Here is a 16,966-nt window from a genome sequence, read left to right as displayed (position 1 = left end):
CGTTAGCGCCGATGGTACTGCCGCGAGGTGGGAGAGTAGGTCGATGCCGAATTTAGGAAGAAGCCACGAGAGATCGTGGCTTTTTTTTATTGTAGATTTTAAATTGTAGATTGTAGATTGAATTCCGTTTTTAATTTACAATCTACAATTTACAATCGTCAATCATTTAATCTCCTAATCCATGATTCATTGATTTGGACCGTCAATTTTTGGTAAAGTTTTTCACTAACCTCCGTTAGAGGTGTTCTTAGTTTATTGCATGCGATTACTTTTTTCAGGTGTAAAGCAGCCTTTATTCCCGCTGGGTTACCTTCTTCAAAAAGGGCTTTGCATAGTTCCGACAATTCAAAATGGATCTTTCGGGCTTCTTCGAATTTCATCTCGGAAGCTAAATGCACCATGGTTGTAAATTCCTTGGGAAGAGCATTGGCAATAACGGAAATGACTCCGCAACATCCGATCGACATTAAGGGTAAGGTTATTCCATCGTCACCGGAAATAAAAAGAAACTTTTCCGGCTTATCTTTTAGAATAGCCGTAGCTTGTTCGAAATTGCCGGAGGCTTCTTTTATACCTATGATATTCTTGAAGTCATGAGCCAGTCGTAATGTTGTTTGAGCCGCCATGTTGACGGAGGTTCGTCCGGGCACATTATACAATATCACGGGTAAAGGCGATTTTTCTGCTATCATCTTGAAATGGCGGTACAGACCTTCTTGAGAGGGTTTGTTATAATAGGGAGTTACGCTTAAAATGGCATCGGCCTGTGGAACATAAGGTAGTGTATTCAAATCCTGTAATACTTGTTGTGTATTGTTCCCGCCGACTCCCAAAACTAAAGGAAGCCGCCCTCCGTTTTGTTCCGCGATGATGTTTACTACTCGTTCTTTTTCTTCGGCCGATAAAGTTGCAGCCTCGGAAGTCGTTCCTAAAGCTACTAAATAATCTACGCCGTTTTTTATGACGTGATCAACTAATCCGCGTAATGAAATTTCATCTACTTGTCCGTTATCCGTAAAAGGAGTAATCAAAGCAACTCCTACACCCGAAAATTTTTTCATTTTAACCTAATTTACTTTACTCAATAACCTTGAAATACGCTCTGTAAACGTATCGATGTCGTTCACATCCTCAAATATGATATCGTTTTCGAAACTACTGCGTCCCATGCCGATTTTGCATTTTGCCCTGGAATTTCTCACGATATAATCAGGCAGGACATTCGGTTTCAATGATAAATCAATCCATAAATCGTAAGCATTCTCCACACATCCTTTTAGTTTGCTGTCTGAAAACTTTCCACTGTAAGATATGCCGTCTTCATTCACGCATAATGTCTTCGGGATGACAGGCAACGATCGCCCCGGTTCGAGAAAAACCAAAGCATCTACATTCATGTGTTCCGATAAAAGATTCTTCAGTCTTTCTACTTTATCGAATGGGATATCACTTTCTACCCAGAAAATCATGCAACTCCGTGCTGTTTTGAAATTATGAAAGGAGAGTTTTCTCTCGAACTCCATTTGTTTTCCTTTCAAATTCCATCTCTTCCATTTTCTGAATATTTTCTTAAACATACACTTCGATATTAATCATTGAACAACCCTATACAAAAATAGTAATTAAAACAAGATTCGGACCATTTTCTTCTTTTTAGAAATAAAAAAAACTGTTTGAAAAAAATCAAATAAAGACTTGCAGGTTCGTCAAAGTTTATCTATCTTTGCATCGCAAAACAAGAAGGACTCGTAGCTTAATGGATAGAGCACTTGGTTACGGCCCAAGAGGTTGTGGGTTCGACTCCCGCCGAGTTCACGAAATGGAGTGAGAAATCTTAAATCGTTGATTTCTCACTTCTTTTTTATTTTATGCAGGTATAATAAACTCCCGCTTTCAGCTCAGAACTCTGTTATTTCATCTTAATACCTGACTTTTGAAGAGGTACTCTCGATACAAATTGAAATTAAATATTTTAGAGATCGTATAAAAATAAAATAATGCTATATTTATACCCTTTTACGAAGAGGTAGATAAAATAATATAAGTATTTAATATTTCAATGTTTACACATGAGACATATTACGATAACAGGAAGTTTGGGAAGTGGTAAAAGTGTGGTTTCCTCTATTTTAAAAGAGCGTTTGGGGCTGGAAGTCGAGTCGATCGGAAGTCTTTTGAGGAGGATGGCTCAAGATTACGGAATGAGTACGAACGATTTCAATAAGTACATGGAAACGCATCCTGAATTTGACCATGAATTGGATGATTTCGTCAAAAGTGAAGGTCTGAAGTCGACTCCCAAAATATTCGATTCCAGGTTAGCATGGCATTTTATACCGCAATCTTTTAAAGTATATTTATACGTAAAAGATGAAATTGCCGCCGAACGTGTTTATAATGACGTGGGAAGAATCAACGAAAAATACGAAAATATCGGAACTGCTTTAGCTAATATCATTCAACGCCGGAACAGCGAGGTACATAGATTTAAGATACAATATAACATAGATTTAGAAAACTTTTCCAATTATAATTTAGTGGTGGATACGAGTTATTCTTCTCCATCGACGATCGCTGACATTATTATTGCAAATTATCAAAATAAGGTCTTTTCCAATGAGATTTGGTTGTCTCCCTATACACTTATACCGACTCAAAGTAGTACGAATCTGTCTTTCGAAAATATTCAATCTATCGGTAATGAATCAAAAGAATTTGATCGCTATCCTGAGGATCCCATTAAAGTCATTGTATTCAATAACAAATTTTATATTTATGACGGGCATAAAAGAGTACTGAATTCGATCATTAAGCGAATTTTTTTGTTGCCATGCAGATTAATGAATTTTAAAAATGATGAAACCTTGGCTTCCGGGCAGGCCATTCAAGAATATATTCAAGAGAATTGTAAAGAGGAGGATTTGTGTGACTGGAATGATTTAAAAGCATACATAAAAGATAAAGTAGATGGAAACGAGTGAAAAAAGCATAGATGATTGGGCGAAAACCATCAATCAGATATACGAAAGGAATAACTGCGAAAGATCCTTCAAAGATATCATAGTCTTTTTTTATGAAGATGTCGGACGGTGTTTTCAATTGATAAATAGAAAAAGAGAAGCGGAGATTGAAAAAATACTGCCTTCTATTTTCAAATGGTTTTGTGTCTTATTTTTTAAATACGATAATCGAAATATTAACCTGAGTGATGTGTTGTGGAATAAATTTCCCGGAATATGTCCATATTGTCAAAAAACGACTTGCCAATGTCGCATTGGTAAAGAACAATTGGATATACCCAGTTTAAGGGATCATGTTAGAAATAATATAGATCGAAAACCGAAAACAATAAATGAATGGCAATCGCATTTTCAAAAAATTTATCCACGTGGAGCGGAAAGCTCTTTTATTATTAATGTCAGTCATTTAGCCGAGGAACTTGCAGAATTGAGTGAAGCGTATCGAAAGAAACATATAAAAAAAGATCTTCCTTGCGTGGAAATGGAAATGGCAGATGTTTTTTCGTGGATTATGGGGTTGGCGAATCTGATACATCAATTGAAAGATGCACAGAATAAAAGACTGGAATATAGATTCGGAAGTATAATTTCCGAGAAGTATAAAGATGGATGTCCTGATTGCAAAGATTTAAGGAAGGGGTATAAGATTAGTTATTGTTGTTGTCCTATAAAAGAACATAAATTGCAATTGATTTCTGATTATGAAATTCCAGATGAAGAAGAGGTAAGGGTGGACATTGAGCCTGCTTATTAAACTCGAATCTTGTTATATCAAATTGATAATCTTATGGGAAAAAAATTACAACTTATATATTGTGGACTTTTTTTGTCGATTTTATGCTCTATTATCGCAGTGGTTTTCTCTTTATACAGGGTAGCCCCTTTTACAATGTCTGAAGCTACATATATTGGAATATTAGTATCGTTGATGGGTATAATATTTACAATTTTTGTTGGTTATCAGATTTACAATGTTATTGATATAAAAAGAGAATTAAAGCATTTAGATATTCAAAAGGCAAGGTTAGAAGATACCGTTAAAAAATTATCAAATTATCAAATTGTTAGTGAAGCTTATAATTTAAATAATCGAGGGATGTTGGCCATTTCAATGAATAGTTACGAAACTGCGATACATTTATTATTGCAAGCGCTTGAGGTATTCCTTTCTTCACGGCTTGATGATCGACACTGGAATGATATTGAAAATATAAAAACAAATATAAAGTATTGTTATTCAAAGATGGGTAATTTTAGAGGTACGAATTGTAAAGAAGAATTATATCAAATATCAACCAATATAATGAATTCGGAAAATTATCGAGTTTTGAACAAAGAGTTTCGGGATTTGATCGTTGACATAAAGAGGTCTAATAATTAATGTGATATTTGTAATTGTAAATTACAACATAATAGAATTAATCGATTCCTAATTTCGTCGTCAATCGATATACCCGGGTTGAGAGCGTCGTAAGCGTTTGATCTTGCTCTTTCTGTACATAAAAAAGGCAAGCGCGAGGATGCATAATATAGGAAGAAAGAAATTGAAGTTTTTACAGAATATTTTTATCCCGTCACTGATGGGAGGTAGTACCTGATGGGTAATAAATTTATTTCTCAAATTGATTAATCCGGAATCGTCGGCTAACCATTCGATGGAATTTACGGCAAACGTGGTGTTATCATGGTTGGGGAAGTTGTAAATATCATTTTGCATAAAGTCGGCATCCGTGATCACGACAATCGCGCTGTTGTTGTCTTCATTGGTAAGTAAGGCGGCTACGGTATTGTTCGGGTGATTAAAATCGTGTTTTGTCCAGGTCTTCATCAAGTTAAAGAACACGGGTATTTCTTCGACACCTGAAATAGAAGAGGACTTGGCTAATGAAGTAAATACATAAGGATGGGTTGTCTTTACATTCTTAATGCTGCTGGCAAATTGAAGAACGATGGCATTTAGTCCTTTGGTAATGATGTGTTTGCTGAAGTTCCGGATAATCGGGATATAAGGGAAAATAGTAATATGTCTGAATTGGTTTTGTTTAATGGTTATCGTACCGCAGCTTCTATCTACGATGAAATCGTATTCGATTTTTAAACCGAAATTTTCCAGCATCTCTTCGATGCCGACCTGATTGATAAATCCGGTATTCTGGTTGTGTCCGATTTGCCCTACTGCATGATTCAAAGCGATGTAAAGCCGTCCTCCTTGTTCCAGGTATTCTTCTAAGCGACGAATCTGTTGCGGAAGGAATTTTTCTTCAGGACCTACAATGCAGATTACTTTGTAATCATTTAAATTCGTAAACTGGTCAATATATATGAAATCGATATGTCCCATGGATGAAAGTTCGTTGATCACATGGGATATATTACTTAGCGGTATTTCGTTGTGTCCCCGCAAAAATCCGATTCTGGGTTTTAACGTATCACACGCTTCTTTCAGTATTCGGGTCATCTCGTATTCCATAGACATGTGAGAGGAGAGATAAGGAATGGTCGTTCTGCGATCCCCTATCCTGATTGTCGCGCCGAAAAATACAGTTTGGGTAAAAATATCATTGATTTCCTGGGGAATATACTCTATTCCGGCATCCAATGCCGCATGCCTTTTCTCCTCGTTGTCCGGATTGATCGTATTTATGGTGAAACCTTTATTACTGAGACTTTTGTATTCTTTGAGCAGGTTTTTGAACTCTTTCTCTACTTTTTTCTTTTCCTGACTGATATCTTGAGAGATATAAAGGTCGATGGTAATGTCTTTATCTGTTTTTTTTATGAAAGATTTACTTACCTGACTTAACGAGTATTTTTTATTCGAGGTCATATCGATTCTTACGAATGTGAAATAAGCTATGATATTCACTATGATCAATAGGACGATCAAATAAGCCGGATGATAAAATATTTTGTTTCTCATCAGTTATTTTTTTTAGGTTGAATTCTACTCTTATTCATGACGTATTTCGTCAGGTTAAGAAAGAGAATAATAATTGAAAAGAAATAGATGATATCTTTTGTATCGATGATTCCGCGCGAGAAAGAATCGAAATGCTCTCCCATGGCAAGGTAATGGAAAATATTCGTCAGAAGCCCTGTCCCGAATAATTCTGCGATCCATTCGAATAACTTTTGAAAACAAAGTCCTACTCCGATACTGATGAAAAACGCGAATAAAGGGTTGCTGGTAAGAGAGGAGGCGAACATACCGATGCTGATGTAGCAACTGCTTACTAAAATCAGCCCGATATAACCGCATATACCTACCGCGTGATCGATATGCCCTAAGTAGGCAAGGGTAATATAATAAGAGAGAGTTAATACCAAACAAAGGACGACCTGTAATAGAATAGCACAGAATTTTCCCCAGATGATCTGCCACGTTGTAATGGGTTTGGATAGGAGGAGTTCGTAAGTACCGACTTTGCGTTCCTCGGCGATACTTTTCATGGTGAGAAAAGGGATCAGAAAAAATAAGGCCCAGTAAAAGATATTGAAAAGATAACTGAGGGGGACGAGTCCGATAGAGAATATGTTAGACCAGGAGAACCAACATATAAAGCCTGTCACTCCGAAAAAAACGATGAGAGCGATGTAAATGAGTATAGAGTTAAATGTAATTTTCAGTTCTTTGTTTATTAGTGTTTTAACCGTACGCATACCTCTAATTTTGAGTGACTTTATGAAATATATCTTCCAGACGCGCTTGTATAGGGGTCAATTCCGTTATATACCAGTTGTTGTCGTGGCATAGGTCAAATAGGATCTTTTCGATCTCTTCCCCTGGGGTATATTCTAATTCGAATGTTTGCTTGTTTAATTTGTCGATATTTTTTATTTGAGGTAATGAAGAGAGAGCTTCATAAATGCGAGTGGTTTCTCCTCCCTTTATCGCTAATCGAAGACAGTGTTCAGAGGCTGATTTTTTACGAAGTTCCGAAGCCGTTCCGTCTGCTACTATTTTTCCATGGCTCATGATCATAACACGGTCGCAAGTCGTTTCGATTTCGGTAAGAACATGCGAACTTAATACGATTGTCTTATCTTCTTTCACTTTTTTGATGATGTCCCGGATCTCGATGATCTGATTCGGGTCAAGACCTGTCGTCGGTTCATCCAAAATGAGAATATCGGGATCATGAATGAGGGCCTGGGCCATTCCGAGACGTTGACAATACCCTTTGGATAATTCTCTGATTAATTTGTGTTTTTCATTTTCCAGGCCGCATAGTCGTAACATATCCAATACTCTGGCTGTCGTTTTATAGCGGGGGATATTATATAGTTTGGCAATAAAGAACAAGAAGTCAATGACATTCATTTCGTTATATAACGGGTTATGTTCTGCCAGATAACCGATTGTTCTTTTTATTTTTGCCTTGTGTTTGTATATGGAGTAATTCCCGTAAAAAATATTTCCCTCATCCGGATAAAGGAATCCGGACAGAATTTTCATGATGGTTGTTTTGCCAGCTCCATTCGGTCCTAAAAAACCGAGAATTTCCCCTTTCCTCGCGGTGAAAGAGATCGATTCCACGGCTTTTTTGTGTTCAAAAGATTTGGTTAAATTTTCAACGACGATATCCATTGGACTGCTGCTATTAGTTTTCTACAAATTTAATGATGTAGTCTTGGGCTATAGGTGGTTTAACAATATTTAACTATGTGATTAACAAGGTTTTAGACTCCTAACTTTAAATATGATTAATTATTATGTAATACTTGTCGTTTACGGTTCGACGAGTCCCGAACGATTAATTCGCAATTCACGATTTCTTCTCTTATTTTGGCGTGTCTGTTATTTAAAATTTGTTCGAAAAGGAGTTCAGCCGCGATTTTCCCTATTTTTTCCGGAAATTGATTGATTGAACTGACGGTGGGCGACATGTATCTGGATCGTTTCGTGTTGGAGAAGCCGACCAGTGCAACATCTTCCGGTACACGTAAACCTGCTTCTTTCAAGGCTTCGATTGCCCCGATAATTAAATCGTCGTTAATCCCGAATATCGCTTCCGGAATATCTTTTGCGGCGATGATTTGCTGAACGGCTTTTTTGCCGGCTTGGACCGTATAGTCTTCACAATGGCAGACGTAATGAGGTTTTACTTCCAAATGATTACTTTCCATGGCTTTTAAATATCCCTTCATCCGGTTGCCTCCGATTGTGATTTGTTTCGGTCCTGTAAGTATAAAGATCTTTTTTGCGCCAACCTCCACGAGGTGTTGTACGGCTTGGAAGGCTGCAGTCAGTCCGTCTGTAACAACCCTTGATATTTCAAACTTATCGGTTGTCCGGTCGAATAGAACAACAGGAATTCCTGCCTCCTGTATATTTTTAATATGGTCGAACGTACGAGTTTCGTGGGCTAAGGATAAGATAATTCCATCTGCACGGGTTCCCAATAAGATGTCGATGCTTTTCATTTCTTTTTCAAAACTTTCGTTGGAGGAGCTGACTAACACGTTGTATCCGTATTTATCGGCGACCTCCTCAATCGTTTTTACGACGGTCGCGAAAAAGGTGCTGACGATTTGGGGTACGATAACTCCGATCGTGTAACTTTTATGTGTTTTTAGGGCTACAGCGATGGGATTGGGCTTATAGCCTACCTTTTTTGCCAGATCTTGCACGGCTTTCCGGGTCTTCTCGCTAATTTCGTGGTTATCTTTCAGTGCCCTGGAAACGGTAGAGACAGAGATATTCAACTGTTCGGCGAGGTCCTTAATCGTTATCGGTTTTTGACTCATGATCTGTAGGTTTACTATCTTGTTGTTTTAATTTCGGATAAGCGATACGGGCGTGATATACGTTTACTAACATTTCCGTGTATACTCTTTTCACCGTCGAGATATCTTTAAACGTAATATCGGCATTGGCAAATCTTCCTTCTTTGAGTTGATCGTCGATGATATTATTTACCAATTTGGCAATATTCTCTTCGTTTTTTATTTCCAATGCGCGAGAGGCTGCTTCCACGGCATCGGCCATCATAACGACGGTACACTCTTTGCTCATAGGATCGGGACCCGGGTAGGTGAAGAGTTCTTCGTCTATCTTTTTATCGGGGTGTTTATTCTTGTATGAATAATAAAAATATTTGACTTTACTTTTACCGTGGTGGGTTCGGATGAAGTTGATGATGGCTTCCGGTAATTTGTATTTGTTGGCTAATTCGACTCCTTTCGTCACGTGTCCGATAATGATTTGTGCACTTTCGTCGAAGTCCAGTGTTTTGTGCGGACTGATTCCTCCGGATTGGTTTTCGATGAACATGATTGGATCGTAGGTTTTTCCGATATCGTGATACAGGGCTCCGGTCCGGGCTAATAGAGGACTTCCCCCGATATGGTATATGGCTTCTTCCGCCAAATTGGCTACCATTAACGAATGCTGAAAGGTTCCGGGGGCTTTTCTGGTTAATGTACGTAAAACAGGATGATTGGGATTAGAGAACTCCATCAAGCTGATTTCGGACGTGTACCCGAATAGTTTCTCGACTAAGTATAGTACCGGATAAGTCAGGCTGAGTAGAAGGACATTAATCATCAAAAAGAGAAGGTCGAAAAGCTGGCGAGGTAATAGGGTCCCGTTTTGTATGAGAGTAAATGCCCCGTAAACGAGTGTATAAGTAATGAAGATAAATGCGATAGCCAAAAATAGTTGTCCGCGGCGTTGTAATTGGGATAAACTAAAAATGGCAACGATACCGGCAGATACCTGCATGAAGAGATACATGTAACTATTCGGCGAATAGTAAGATACCAGCATGCTTGTGCCGATTAATAGGTATAAAGCCGGACGAGGACCGAATAAAATATTCACGATGATCGGGCAAAAAAGTACCGGAATCGCCAAGATGTTGATATCCCGGAAATAACAGAGACTTCCTAACAGGATCGTGAGTAGGAACATGCTGTAAAGAAAAAGGAAATCTTTATTGTTGTAAAAGAGTCGCTTTCTTGAAAAATAAAGAAAAATAGAGAAACTGATAAGGGCTATCAGCGTCAGTATTGTTTGAGCGACGATCATTTTTATCCTGTCGCCAGAAGAACCGAGATCTTGTTCGTGTTCGATTTTGAATGATTCCAATATCTTGTATTTTTCCGGTGTGACCAACTCGTCTTTTAGAATGATAACTTCTCCTTTCCGCACCATTCCCTGTGTCGGACTGATGTTCTTGATCGCGTTGTCTAAGGCTAAGCCTGTTTTTAGTGCATCGTATTCCAGATTCGGGATGAGATAATTATTCAGATCCATTCCGATTAATTTCTCTTTTGCCTCTTGAGATATATTCAGTTTATGAATAAAATCAGTTAATGTTTCATATGCCTTTTTGAGCGTGTATACCTGTTCGAAATTTTCTTCAAAAGCGATGTTGTTTTTTACGACGAGAATGGATTTGATATTGCTTTTGCTTAATTTCTCGGGCAAAAGAATGATACCTTTTTGGTAGATTTCTTTTAATTTCGCGGTGATTTGGTTAATGGCTTCACGATTACCCCTATTTTTTAAACCGTTAATCTTTTCTGAAAATTTGCTTAGTTGTCCTGTTATTAATGTTTCGTTGAAATTGAAAATGGGTAATTGTTCTTTCTTGACTTTTTCAATTTCGGCCATTTTTTCTTGAGACGTTTTATGTACGGGAAAATCCATGGGAGAGGTTAAGGTCCCGTATCTCCAGGGCATTCCTTTTTGATAAGTATATTTAAATCCTTCTATTTTGGGTAATAGGGATACAATAATGCCACAAATAATAATGATTATGACTATTTTGAAAAAATGTTGTAGCCTGCGATGTTTGTTGTTCCTTGTACTGTTTGACATAATGATCTCAATTGAATGACGCTGCCGTAAATCGGGGAATAAAGATACAAAAAATTTTAAAGCCCCCCATCCGGGAGGCTTTAAAATCATTTATTGAATACCTGCTGTCTCTGCGTCTGGATTCACTTTCTTGATAAGTCCCTGTAAGACTTTTCCGGGTCCGATCTCAAGGAAAGAAGAAGCTCCGTCCGATAACATGTTGCGAACCGTCTGGGTCCAACGTACGGAAGCTGTCAATTGCGCGATTAGATTTGTCTTAATCTCTTCCGGGTCCGACACGGGAGCGGCATTGACATTTTGATATACCGGACAAGAAGGTTGGGAAAATTTCGTGTTCATGATCGCTTCTGCCAATTCTTTGCGGGCCGGCTCCATTAAAGGAGAGTGGAAAGCACCTCCCACGTTCAAGGGAAGTACTCTTTTTGCCCCGGCGGCTTTCAGTTTCTCGCAAGCGATTTCGATACCTTTGTTGCTGCCGGAAATCACAAGTTGCCCCGGGCAATTGTAATTAGCCGTTACGACAACCTCTTCGATTCCGTGCAGAACTTCCTCTACGGTTTCATCGGGCAAACCTAATATTGCCGCCATCGTTGATGGATTGGCTTCACAAGCTTTTTGCATGGCTAATGCTCTCGCGTGTACCAATTTCAAACCGTCTTCGAACGATAGAGTCCCATTGGCGACCAACGCGGAAAATTCTCCTAAGGAGTGGCCTGCAACCATGTCCGGTTTTTCGTTCAATGATTTGGCTAAAATAACAGAGTGAAGAAAGATAGCCGGTTGGGTTACTTTGGTCTGTTTTAAATCCGCTTCCGTTCCGTTAAACATTAAATCGGTGATACGAAATCCCAAGATTTCATTCGCACGTTCGAATAACTCTTTTGCTTCCGGCGAATTTTCATATAGATCTTTACCCATTCCGACGAATTGGGCTCCCTGTCCGGGAAATACAAATGCTTTTTTCATATGTTTCTGTTTTTAATGAAATTTGTTGCTGATTAACCGTATGAACTCTTCTCTCGTCGCTAATTTTTCAAAAGCACCGCTAAAATCAGAGGTCGTCGTAACGGAGTGTTGTTTTTGAACGCCGCGCAGGATCATGCACATGTGTTGTGCTTCAATGACAACGGCAACGCCCAACGGGTTCAACGTGTTTTGAATACATGTTTTAATGTCGTGGGTCAGACGTTCCTGAACCTGCAATCTTCTGGCAAAGGCTTCAACCACTCGTGCAATTTTACTTAATCCGGTAATGTATCCGTTGGGGATATACGCTACATGAGCCCGCCCGATAAAGGGGAGCATATGATGTTCACATAAAGAATATATTTCGATATCTTTTACTATAACCATCTGTCTGTAATCCTCTTTAAAAAGAGCCGAACGCAATATCTTTTCGGGATCCTGCGTGTAACCTTGCGTCATGAACTGCATGGCTTTGGCAACACGGTAAGGTGTTTTGACAAGGCCTTCCCGGCATGGATCTTCTCCGAGTAATTTGATAATTTCGTTATAGTGATAACTTAGTTTTTCTGTTCTTTCTTTGTTAAAACATTCTATTTTATGATAGAATTCGTTGTTGTTATCTGTTTCAAAGTCCATCATTCCTCTTTCTCTTTATGAAATTAGATCTATGCGATCAATCATGCAAATTGAAGTGCAAAGTAAATACAAATATTTTAGATTAGGGTTGATGATGAGAAATAAAATGTTCTATTTCTGACGGAAGAAGCTAATTTACCTCTTTATTGATAGGATTTTAATAAAAAAAATATACCTTTAAACGAAAATTTAAATCAAAAGTATTATGGAGTGGTTGGTGCTTATTATGTTGATTCTAATAGGTTTTGTTCTATTGATTATGGAGTTTTTGGTTTTTCCCGGGGTAAATGTTGCCGGGGTTATCGGTTTTGTTTGTATCGGAGTCGCTATTTATATGGCGTACAGCAGTATGGGAGTGTGGGAAGGACATTTTACGGTACTGGGTACAGCTGCGGGAGGTATCGGAATTACTTATTATACGTTGAGATCTAAGACTTGGAAACGTTTGCAGTTAAATACCCAGATCGACGGGACGGTTGAAGGAATCGATCGTTCGATACAGGAGGGAGATACGGGATTGTGTTTGGGAAGGTTGGCTCCGATGGGCAAGGTAAAGGTCGGGGACCATATTGTGGAAGGACAGTCTCAATCCGGTTATATTAACGAGAATAGTGAAGTCGTGGTAATAAAAGTTTTAAAGAATAAGATTATTGTTAAACTAAAAACAGAATAGAATGGATGGAATGGTTTTATTGATTGTTGTGATAGCCGGAGGACTTTTCCTGCTTTGGATCGTACTCTATTTTATACCTATCGGATTGTGGTTTCAGGCTTTGGTATCGGATGTAAAAGTATCTCTTTTGCAATTGGTGTTGATGCGTTGGCGTAAGGTTCCGCCTTCTGTCATCGTGAGGGCTATGATCGAGGGGAAAAAAGCCGGCTTGGAGCTTTATCGGGATTTATTGGAAGCACATTATTTAGCGGGAGGCCATGTAGCACAAGTTGTACACGCGTTGGTTTCTGCTTCTAAAGCAAATATCGATTTGACTTTTCAAATCGCAACGGCAGTAGACTTGGCAGGTCGGGATGTTTTTGAGGCCGTGCAGATGAGTGTGAATCCTAAAGTGATCAATACTCCTCCGGTGGCGGCGGTGGCAAAAGATGGCATTCAACTGATAGCCAAAGCGAGAGTGACCGTGCGGGCCAATATTCGACAGCTGGTCGGGGGTGCCGGTGAAGAGACCATTTTAGCTCGTGTCGGTGAAGGGATCGTCTCTTCCATCGGATCGGCTAATTCGCATAAGGAGGTATTGGAAAATCCCGATTCGATCTCCAAGGTAGTTTTGAATAAAGGGTTGGATTCGGGAACCGCTTTCGAAATCCTGTCTATTGATATTGCTGATATTGATATCGGTAAAAACATAGGAGCGGAGTTACAAACGGATCAGGCGGATGCCGATTTGAAGATTGCACAGGCTAAGGCGGAGGAACGTCGAGCTATGGCTGTCGCTACCGAGCAGGAGATGAAAGCATTGGCTCAGCAGATGCGGGCTAAGGTGATCGAGGCGGAAGCCGACGTCCCTCGGGCAATGGCAGAAGCTTTCCGAAACGGAAATTTAGGAGTAATGGATTATTATCGGATGAAAAATATAGAGGCCGATACCACCATGAGGGAATCCATCGCGAAACCGAATGATAAAAAAACTCCCCGTAAGTAAAAAGATGCGATTCGGGTTATACAGGAAAAAGACGCCGCCTTTTCAGGGCGGTGTTTTTATTGTCTCCTCCATGTCTCGGAAAAGTGGGTACCGTGCGGGTCGAAGTGGATTTTTTGATTCGGAAGTGCTTGGAAAAACGTTTTGAATAGTTGAAAATAGGCTGCCCAATCGGGTATCAAATGATTTGTGGAATAGTCGTAATCTATGTTCAGACCTCCTCCGAAATGAATTCGGCTGCCTTTTGAATGCGTCGGGCTGAACCCACGGATGTTCCTCGAAAATACATTCATGATGTTTGTTATATGTGGTTTGATATAAAATAGAAAAGCCTGTGTAATTTACACAGGCTTTTTCCACAGTTTTGACTGAAAACAGTTCATCGGCATGCAAATCATCTTTGCATGCACATAAGTTTGTATGAGTTGTTAGTAAATACCATTATTCTTTATTTTTTGCGATGCAAATTTATACATCTGTTTTCGATTTGCAATAGATTGTTAAATATTAAACAAATTCATATTTATTTGTTGAATATTACAACGGCCCAATTCTCTTTTACGTTGTGAGATTTGAATCTGAGTCCTAAATTTTCTGCTTCTTCCTGAATTTTGGGCAGATCTTGCAGGTAGAAGCCGCTCATAATCAAATAGCCGTTTTCATTGAGGACAGAGGTGTAGCGATGCATGTCATTTAGCAGGATATTGCGGTTTATGTTAGCTAAAATGATGTCGTAATTTTGTTGTTCTTGTAGCAAATTCGCGTCACCGATCTTAATACGTACGTTGTTGGATATACGGTTTGTTTTTAAGTTTTCCACGGCATTATTATATGCCCATTCGTCGATATCGATTCCGGTTACTTCGGTTGCCCCCGACTGGGCTGCCATAATGGAGAGTATTCCTGTTCCGCATCCCATATCCAGTACTTTTTTATTTTTGATTTCCGGTTTGATTTCTAATATGGTTTCGAGCATGAGGGCCGTGGTCGCGTGATGACCGGTACCGAAACTCATCTTCGGATCAATGATGATTTCATGCTCGATGCCGGGAATGGAGGCGTGAAATCCGGCTCTGACCAAAATCCGGTCTTTAACGATGATGGGGGTGAAATTTTCTTCCCACACCTTATTCCAATCCTGGTTCTCGACTTGAGTCGTTTCCCATTTGATTTGGTATTCTTGCTCGAAAAACGGGAGTATCTCCATCTGCGAAATGGCGTTCTTATCGTATTGTTTGCTGGGGATGTAAGCTTTAAATCCTTCGTCAGTATAGGAGAAGCTGTCGTAACCTAAATGGCCGAGTTCCGAGATAAGAGCATCCGTGATATCTTCGGAATAGGGGGTAATGTAAAAATGGACTTCCGTGTAATACATGCTATCTAATTTTTTGCAAAAGTAGCAAAAAATTAGATAGCTATGTTCTTCACATGAGTTTATCCAATCCTTTTAAAGATCGGTTGATTTCAATATCCGGGATTTGAAAATCCGAGAGATTTCCGTTTAGGTATTGTTCATAAGCGAATAAGTCGATCATACCGTGTCCGGACAAATTGAAAAGGATGGTTTTTTCTTTTTTTTCTTCTTTGGCGATCAGAGCTTCCCGTATGGTTTGTGCTATGGCGTGGGTTGATTCCGGTGCGGGAATGATACCCTCGGTTTGGGCGAATAGAATACCTGCCTTAAACGTTTCCAGTTGCGGGATAGCCACGGCTTCTATCAAGCGATCTTTCAAAAGTTGACTCACGATCATGCCTGCCCCGTGATAGCGTAATCCTCCGGCGTGGATATCTGCCGGTTGAAAATCGTGGCCTAAGGTATACATCGGCAATAAGGGAGTTAGACCCACGCTATCTCCGAAGTCGTAATGGAATTGTCCTCTGGTCAGTTTCGGACAGGATTGAGGTTCGACAGCGATGATCCGGGTGTTTTTATTCTTTTTTAGCTTTTCGCGTATAAAAGGAAAAGAGATTCCGGCAAAGTTAGAACCGCCTCCAAAACAACCGATAATGATATCCGGTTCCGCTTCTGCCTTTTGCATTTGTAAAATGGCTTCTTCTCCGATAATCGTTTGATGGAGCAGTACATGATTCAATACACTACCTAAGGAGTAATTTGTATACGGATCCCGGGCTGCCATTTCTACGGCTTCGGATATGGCAATGCCTAAACTGCCTGATGAATCGGGATGTTCTTGTAATATTTTTCTTCCGGCCTCGGTAAGTGTACTGGGGGAGGGAATTACATCGGCACCCCAGGTATTCATCATTAGTTTTCGATAAGGTTTTTGACCGTAACTGACTTTTACCATAAATACTTTCAGATCGATTCCGAAATGCTGACAGGCGAAACTGAGAGCGGTTCCCCATTGGCCTCCTCCGGTTTCTGTCGTCATTCGCTTGATGCCTTGTTTGTAGTTGTAGTAAGCTTGTGGAATCGCCGTGTTGGGTTTATGCGATCCGGCCGGGCTCGTCCCTTCGTTTTTAAAGTAGATTTTAGCGGGAGTATCCAAGGCCTTTTCTAAAGCGTAAGCTCTCACGAGAGGGGTTGCTCTCCATATTTTATACAACTCTTGTACTTCGTCGGGAATCTCGATATAGGGATCCGTTGCGAACTCCTGGTTTATAAGTTCTCGGGCGAACAAGGGAACAAGATCCTCTTTTTTTAAGGGAAGTTTTGTTCCCGGGTGGAGGGCCGGTAGCGGTTTGTTCGGCATATCGGCCACGATGTTGTACCATTGCGTCGGCATCTCTTTTTCTGAAAGCAGAATTTTTTTAATCTTTTTCATAGTATGAAATTTGTAAGTGAATAAAAAAGAAGCGAGCCTACTGTAGTAAACAATAGGCTCGCCTGAAATCTTTATGCA

The 16,966-nt window shown here is 39.6% G+C and carries 16 protein-coding genes and 1 tRNA gene; 6 read left to right on the top strand and 11 right to left on the bottom strand.

The genetic code is table 11. The features are described 5' to 3' along the window. Window positions 1-158: 158 nt before the first annotated feature. Window positions 159-1,061 (bottom strand): 4-hydroxy-tetrahydrodipicolinate synthase, encoded by a 903-nt coding sequence (gene dapA, locus NVS78_RS11900; protein ID WP_286359372.1) that lies wholly within the window; start codon window positions 1,059-1,061, stop codon window positions 159-161. Between the two features lie 6 nt (window positions 1,062-1,067). After that, window positions 1,068-1,577: a DUF6913 domain-containing protein gene (locus NVS78_RS11895; RefSeq protein ID WP_286359371.1), complete on the bottom strand. Its 510-nt coding sequence runs from the start codon at window positions 1,575-1,577 to the stop codon at window positions 1,068-1,070. A gap of 165 nt (window positions 1,578-1,742) precedes the next feature. On the opposite strand from NVS78_RS11895, the gene NVS78_RS11890 reads away from it, so the two are divergent. From NVS78_RS11890 to NVS78_RS11875, 4 genes are all read left to right on the top strand, one after another. Further along, window positions 1,743-1,815, top strand: a tRNA-Arg gene (locus tag NVS78_RS11890). Between the two features lie 254 nt (window positions 1,816-2,069). Beyond that, window positions 2,070-2,981: an AAA family ATPase gene (locus NVS78_RS11885; protein ID WP_286359370.1), complete on the top strand. Its 912-nt coding sequence runs from the start codon at window positions 2,070-2,072 to the stop codon at window positions 2,979-2,981. Then, window positions 2,968-3,774, top strand: a complete 807-nt coding sequence (locus NVS78_RS11880; RefSeq protein ID WP_286359369.1) for a MazG-like family protein — start codon at window positions 2,968-2,970, stop codon at window positions 3,772-3,774. Before NVS78_RS11885 ends, NVS78_RS11880 begins: the two co-directional genes overlap by 14 nt. 33 nt (window positions 3,775-3,807) lie before the next feature. Then, window positions 3,808-4,401 (top strand): hypothetical protein, encoded by a 594-nt coding sequence (locus NVS78_RS11875; RefSeq protein WP_286359368.1) that lies wholly within the window; start codon window positions 3,808-3,810, stop codon window positions 4,399-4,401. Window positions 4,402-4,461: 60 nt separating this feature from the next. Here the strand turns inward: NVS78_RS11875 and NVS78_RS11870 are convergent, their stop codons facing one another. From NVS78_RS11870 to folE, 7 genes are all read right to left on the bottom strand, one after another. Beyond that, complete coding sequence (locus NVS78_RS11870) at window positions 4,462-5,940, bottom strand: GldG family protein (protein WP_286359367.1); 1,479 nt, start codon at window positions 5,938-5,940, stop codon at window positions 4,462-4,464. After that, window positions 5,940-6,680, bottom strand: a complete 741-nt coding sequence (locus NVS78_RS11865) for an ABC transporter permease subunit (RefSeq protein WP_059025358.1) — start codon at window positions 6,678-6,680, stop codon at window positions 5,940-5,942. Before NVS78_RS11865 ends, NVS78_RS11870 begins: the two co-directional genes overlap by 1 nt. 4 nt (window positions 6,681-6,684) lie before the next feature. Further along, window positions 6,685-7,608 carry an ATP-binding cassette domain-containing protein gene (locus NVS78_RS11860; protein WP_286359366.1) on the bottom strand — a complete coding sequence of 308 codons (924 nt, stop codon included), beginning with the start codon at window positions 7,606-7,608 and terminating at the stop codon, window positions 6,685-6,687. Window positions 7,609-7,724: 116 nt separating this feature from the next. Beyond that, window positions 7,725-8,768 (bottom strand): LacI family DNA-binding transcriptional regulator, encoded by a 1,044-nt coding sequence (locus tag NVS78_RS11855; protein WP_286359365.1) that lies wholly within the window; start codon window positions 8,766-8,768, stop codon window positions 7,725-7,727. Beyond that, complete coding sequence (locus tag NVS78_RS11850) at window positions 8,743-10,845, bottom strand: HD family phosphohydrolase (RefSeq protein WP_286359364.1); 2,103 nt, start codon at window positions 10,843-10,845, stop codon at window positions 8,743-8,745. The genes NVS78_RS11855 and NVS78_RS11850 overlap by 26 nt, the downstream gene beginning before the upstream one ends. 90 nt (window positions 10,846-10,935) lie before the next feature. Then, window positions 10,936-11,811 carry an ACP S-malonyltransferase gene (gene fabD / locus NVS78_RS11845; protein ID WP_286359363.1) on the bottom strand — a complete coding sequence of 292 codons (876 nt, stop codon included), beginning with the start codon at window positions 11,809-11,811 and terminating at the stop codon, window positions 10,936-10,938. A gap of 12 nt (window positions 11,812-11,823) precedes the next feature. After that, window positions 11,824-12,450, bottom strand: coding sequence for a GTP cyclohydrolase I FolE (folE, locus tag NVS78_RS11840; protein WP_041502470.1), 627 nt, complete (start codon window positions 12,448-12,450; stop codon window positions 11,824-11,826). Window positions 12,451-12,652: 202 nt separating this feature from the next. On the opposite strand from folE, the gene NVS78_RS11835 reads away from it, so the two are divergent. Together NVS78_RS11835 and floA are read left to right on the top strand one after the other, a co-directional pair. After that, complete coding sequence (locus NVS78_RS11835; RefSeq protein WP_041502469.1) at window positions 12,653-13,120, top strand: NfeD family protein; 468 nt, start codon at window positions 12,653-12,655, stop codon at window positions 13,118-13,120. 10 nt (window positions 13,121-13,130) lie between these two features. Next, the gene (gene floA / locus NVS78_RS11830; protein WP_041502517.1) at window positions 13,131-14,105 is read left to right on the top strand and encodes a flotillin-like protein FloA; all 975 of its coding nucleotides are present in this window, start codon (window positions 13,131-13,133) and stop codon (window positions 14,103-14,105) included. 520 nt (window positions 14,106-14,625) lie between these two features. Here the strand turns inward: floA and prmA are convergent. Then, window positions 14,626-15,477: a 50S ribosomal protein L11 methyltransferase gene (gene prmA / locus NVS78_RS11825; protein WP_286359362.1), complete on the bottom strand. Its 852-nt coding sequence runs from the start codon at window positions 15,475-15,477 to the stop codon at window positions 14,626-14,628. 49 nt (window positions 15,478-15,526) lie between these two features. Beyond that, on the bottom strand, window positions 15,527-16,888 hold the full coding sequence (locus tag NVS78_RS11820; RefSeq protein ID WP_286359361.1) for a TrpB-like pyridoxal phosphate-dependent enzyme: 1,362 nt from the start codon (window positions 16,886-16,888) through the stop codon (window positions 15,527-15,529). Window positions 16,889-16,966: the final 78 nt, after the last annotated feature.

This window comes from Gabonibacter chumensis (assembly GCF_024741215.1).
Taxonomy (GTDB): Bacteria; Bacteroidota; Bacteroidia; order Bacteroidales; family Marinifilaceae; genus Gabonibacter; species Gabonibacter massiliensis.
Note: the sequence above shows the minus strand (reverse complement) of the source record. Positions and strands in the feature narration are given on the sequence as shown.

What these genes read in the sequence shown, in the direction of transcription:
- dapA (WP_286359372.1), bottom strand. Translation starts at nt 1,061, where the DNA reads ATGAAAAAATTTTCGGGTGTAGGAGTTGCTTTGATTACTCCTTTTACG.
- NVS78_RS11895 (WP_286359371.1), bottom strand. Translation starts at nt 1,577, where the DNA reads ATGTTTAAGAAAATATTCAGAAAATGGAAGAGATGGAATTTGAAAGGA.
- NVS78_RS11885 (WP_286359370.1), top strand. Translation starts at nt 2,070, where the DNA reads ATGAGACATATTACGATAACAGGAAGTTTGGGAAGTGGTAAAAGTGTG.
- NVS78_RS11880 (WP_286359369.1), top strand. Translation starts at nt 2,968, where the DNA reads ATGGAAACGAGTGAAAAAAGCATAGATGATTGGGCGAAAACCATCAAT.
- NVS78_RS11875 (WP_286359368.1), top strand. Translation starts at nt 3,808, where the DNA reads ATGGGAAAAAAATTACAACTTATATATTGTGGACTTTTTTTGTCGATT.
- NVS78_RS11870 (WP_286359367.1), bottom strand. Translation starts at nt 5,940, where the DNA reads ATGAGAAACAAAATATTTTATCATCCGGCTTATTTGATCGTCCTATTG.
- NVS78_RS11865 (WP_059025358.1), bottom strand. Translation starts at nt 6,680, where the DNA reads ATGCGTACGGTTAAAACACTAATAAACAAAGAACTGAAAATTACATTT.
- NVS78_RS11860 (WP_286359366.1), bottom strand. Translation starts at nt 7,608, where the DNA reads ATGGATATCGTCGTTGAAAATTTAACCAAATCTTTTGAACACAAAAAA.
- NVS78_RS11855 (WP_286359365.1), bottom strand. Translation starts at nt 8,768, where the DNA reads ATGAGTCAAAAACCGATAACGATTAAGGACCTCGCCGAACAGTTGAAT.
- NVS78_RS11850 (WP_286359364.1), bottom strand. Translation starts at nt 10,845, where the DNA reads ATGTCAAACAGTACAAGGAACAACAAACATCGCAGGCTACAACATTTT.
- fabD (WP_286359363.1), bottom strand. Translation starts at nt 11,811, where the DNA reads ATGAAAAAAGCATTTGTATTTCCCGGACAGGGAGCCCAATTCGTCGGA.
- folE (WP_041502470.1), bottom strand. Translation starts at nt 12,450, where the DNA reads ATGATGGACTTTGAAACAGATAACAACAACGAATTCTATCATAAAATA.
- NVS78_RS11835 (WP_041502469.1), top strand. Translation starts at nt 12,653, where the DNA reads ATGGAGTGGTTGGTGCTTATTATGTTGATTCTAATAGGTTTTGTTCTA.
- floA (WP_041502517.1), top strand. Translation starts at nt 13,131, where the DNA reads ATGGTTTTATTGATTGTTGTGATAGCCGGAGGACTTTTCCTGCTTTGG.
- prmA (WP_286359362.1), bottom strand. Translation starts at nt 15,477, where the DNA reads ATGTATTACACGGAAGTCCATTTTTACATTACCCCCTATTCCGAAGAT.
- NVS78_RS11820 (WP_286359361.1), bottom strand. Translation starts at nt 16,888, where the DNA reads ATGAAAAAGATTAAAAAAATTCTGCTTTCAGAAAAAGAGATGCCGACG.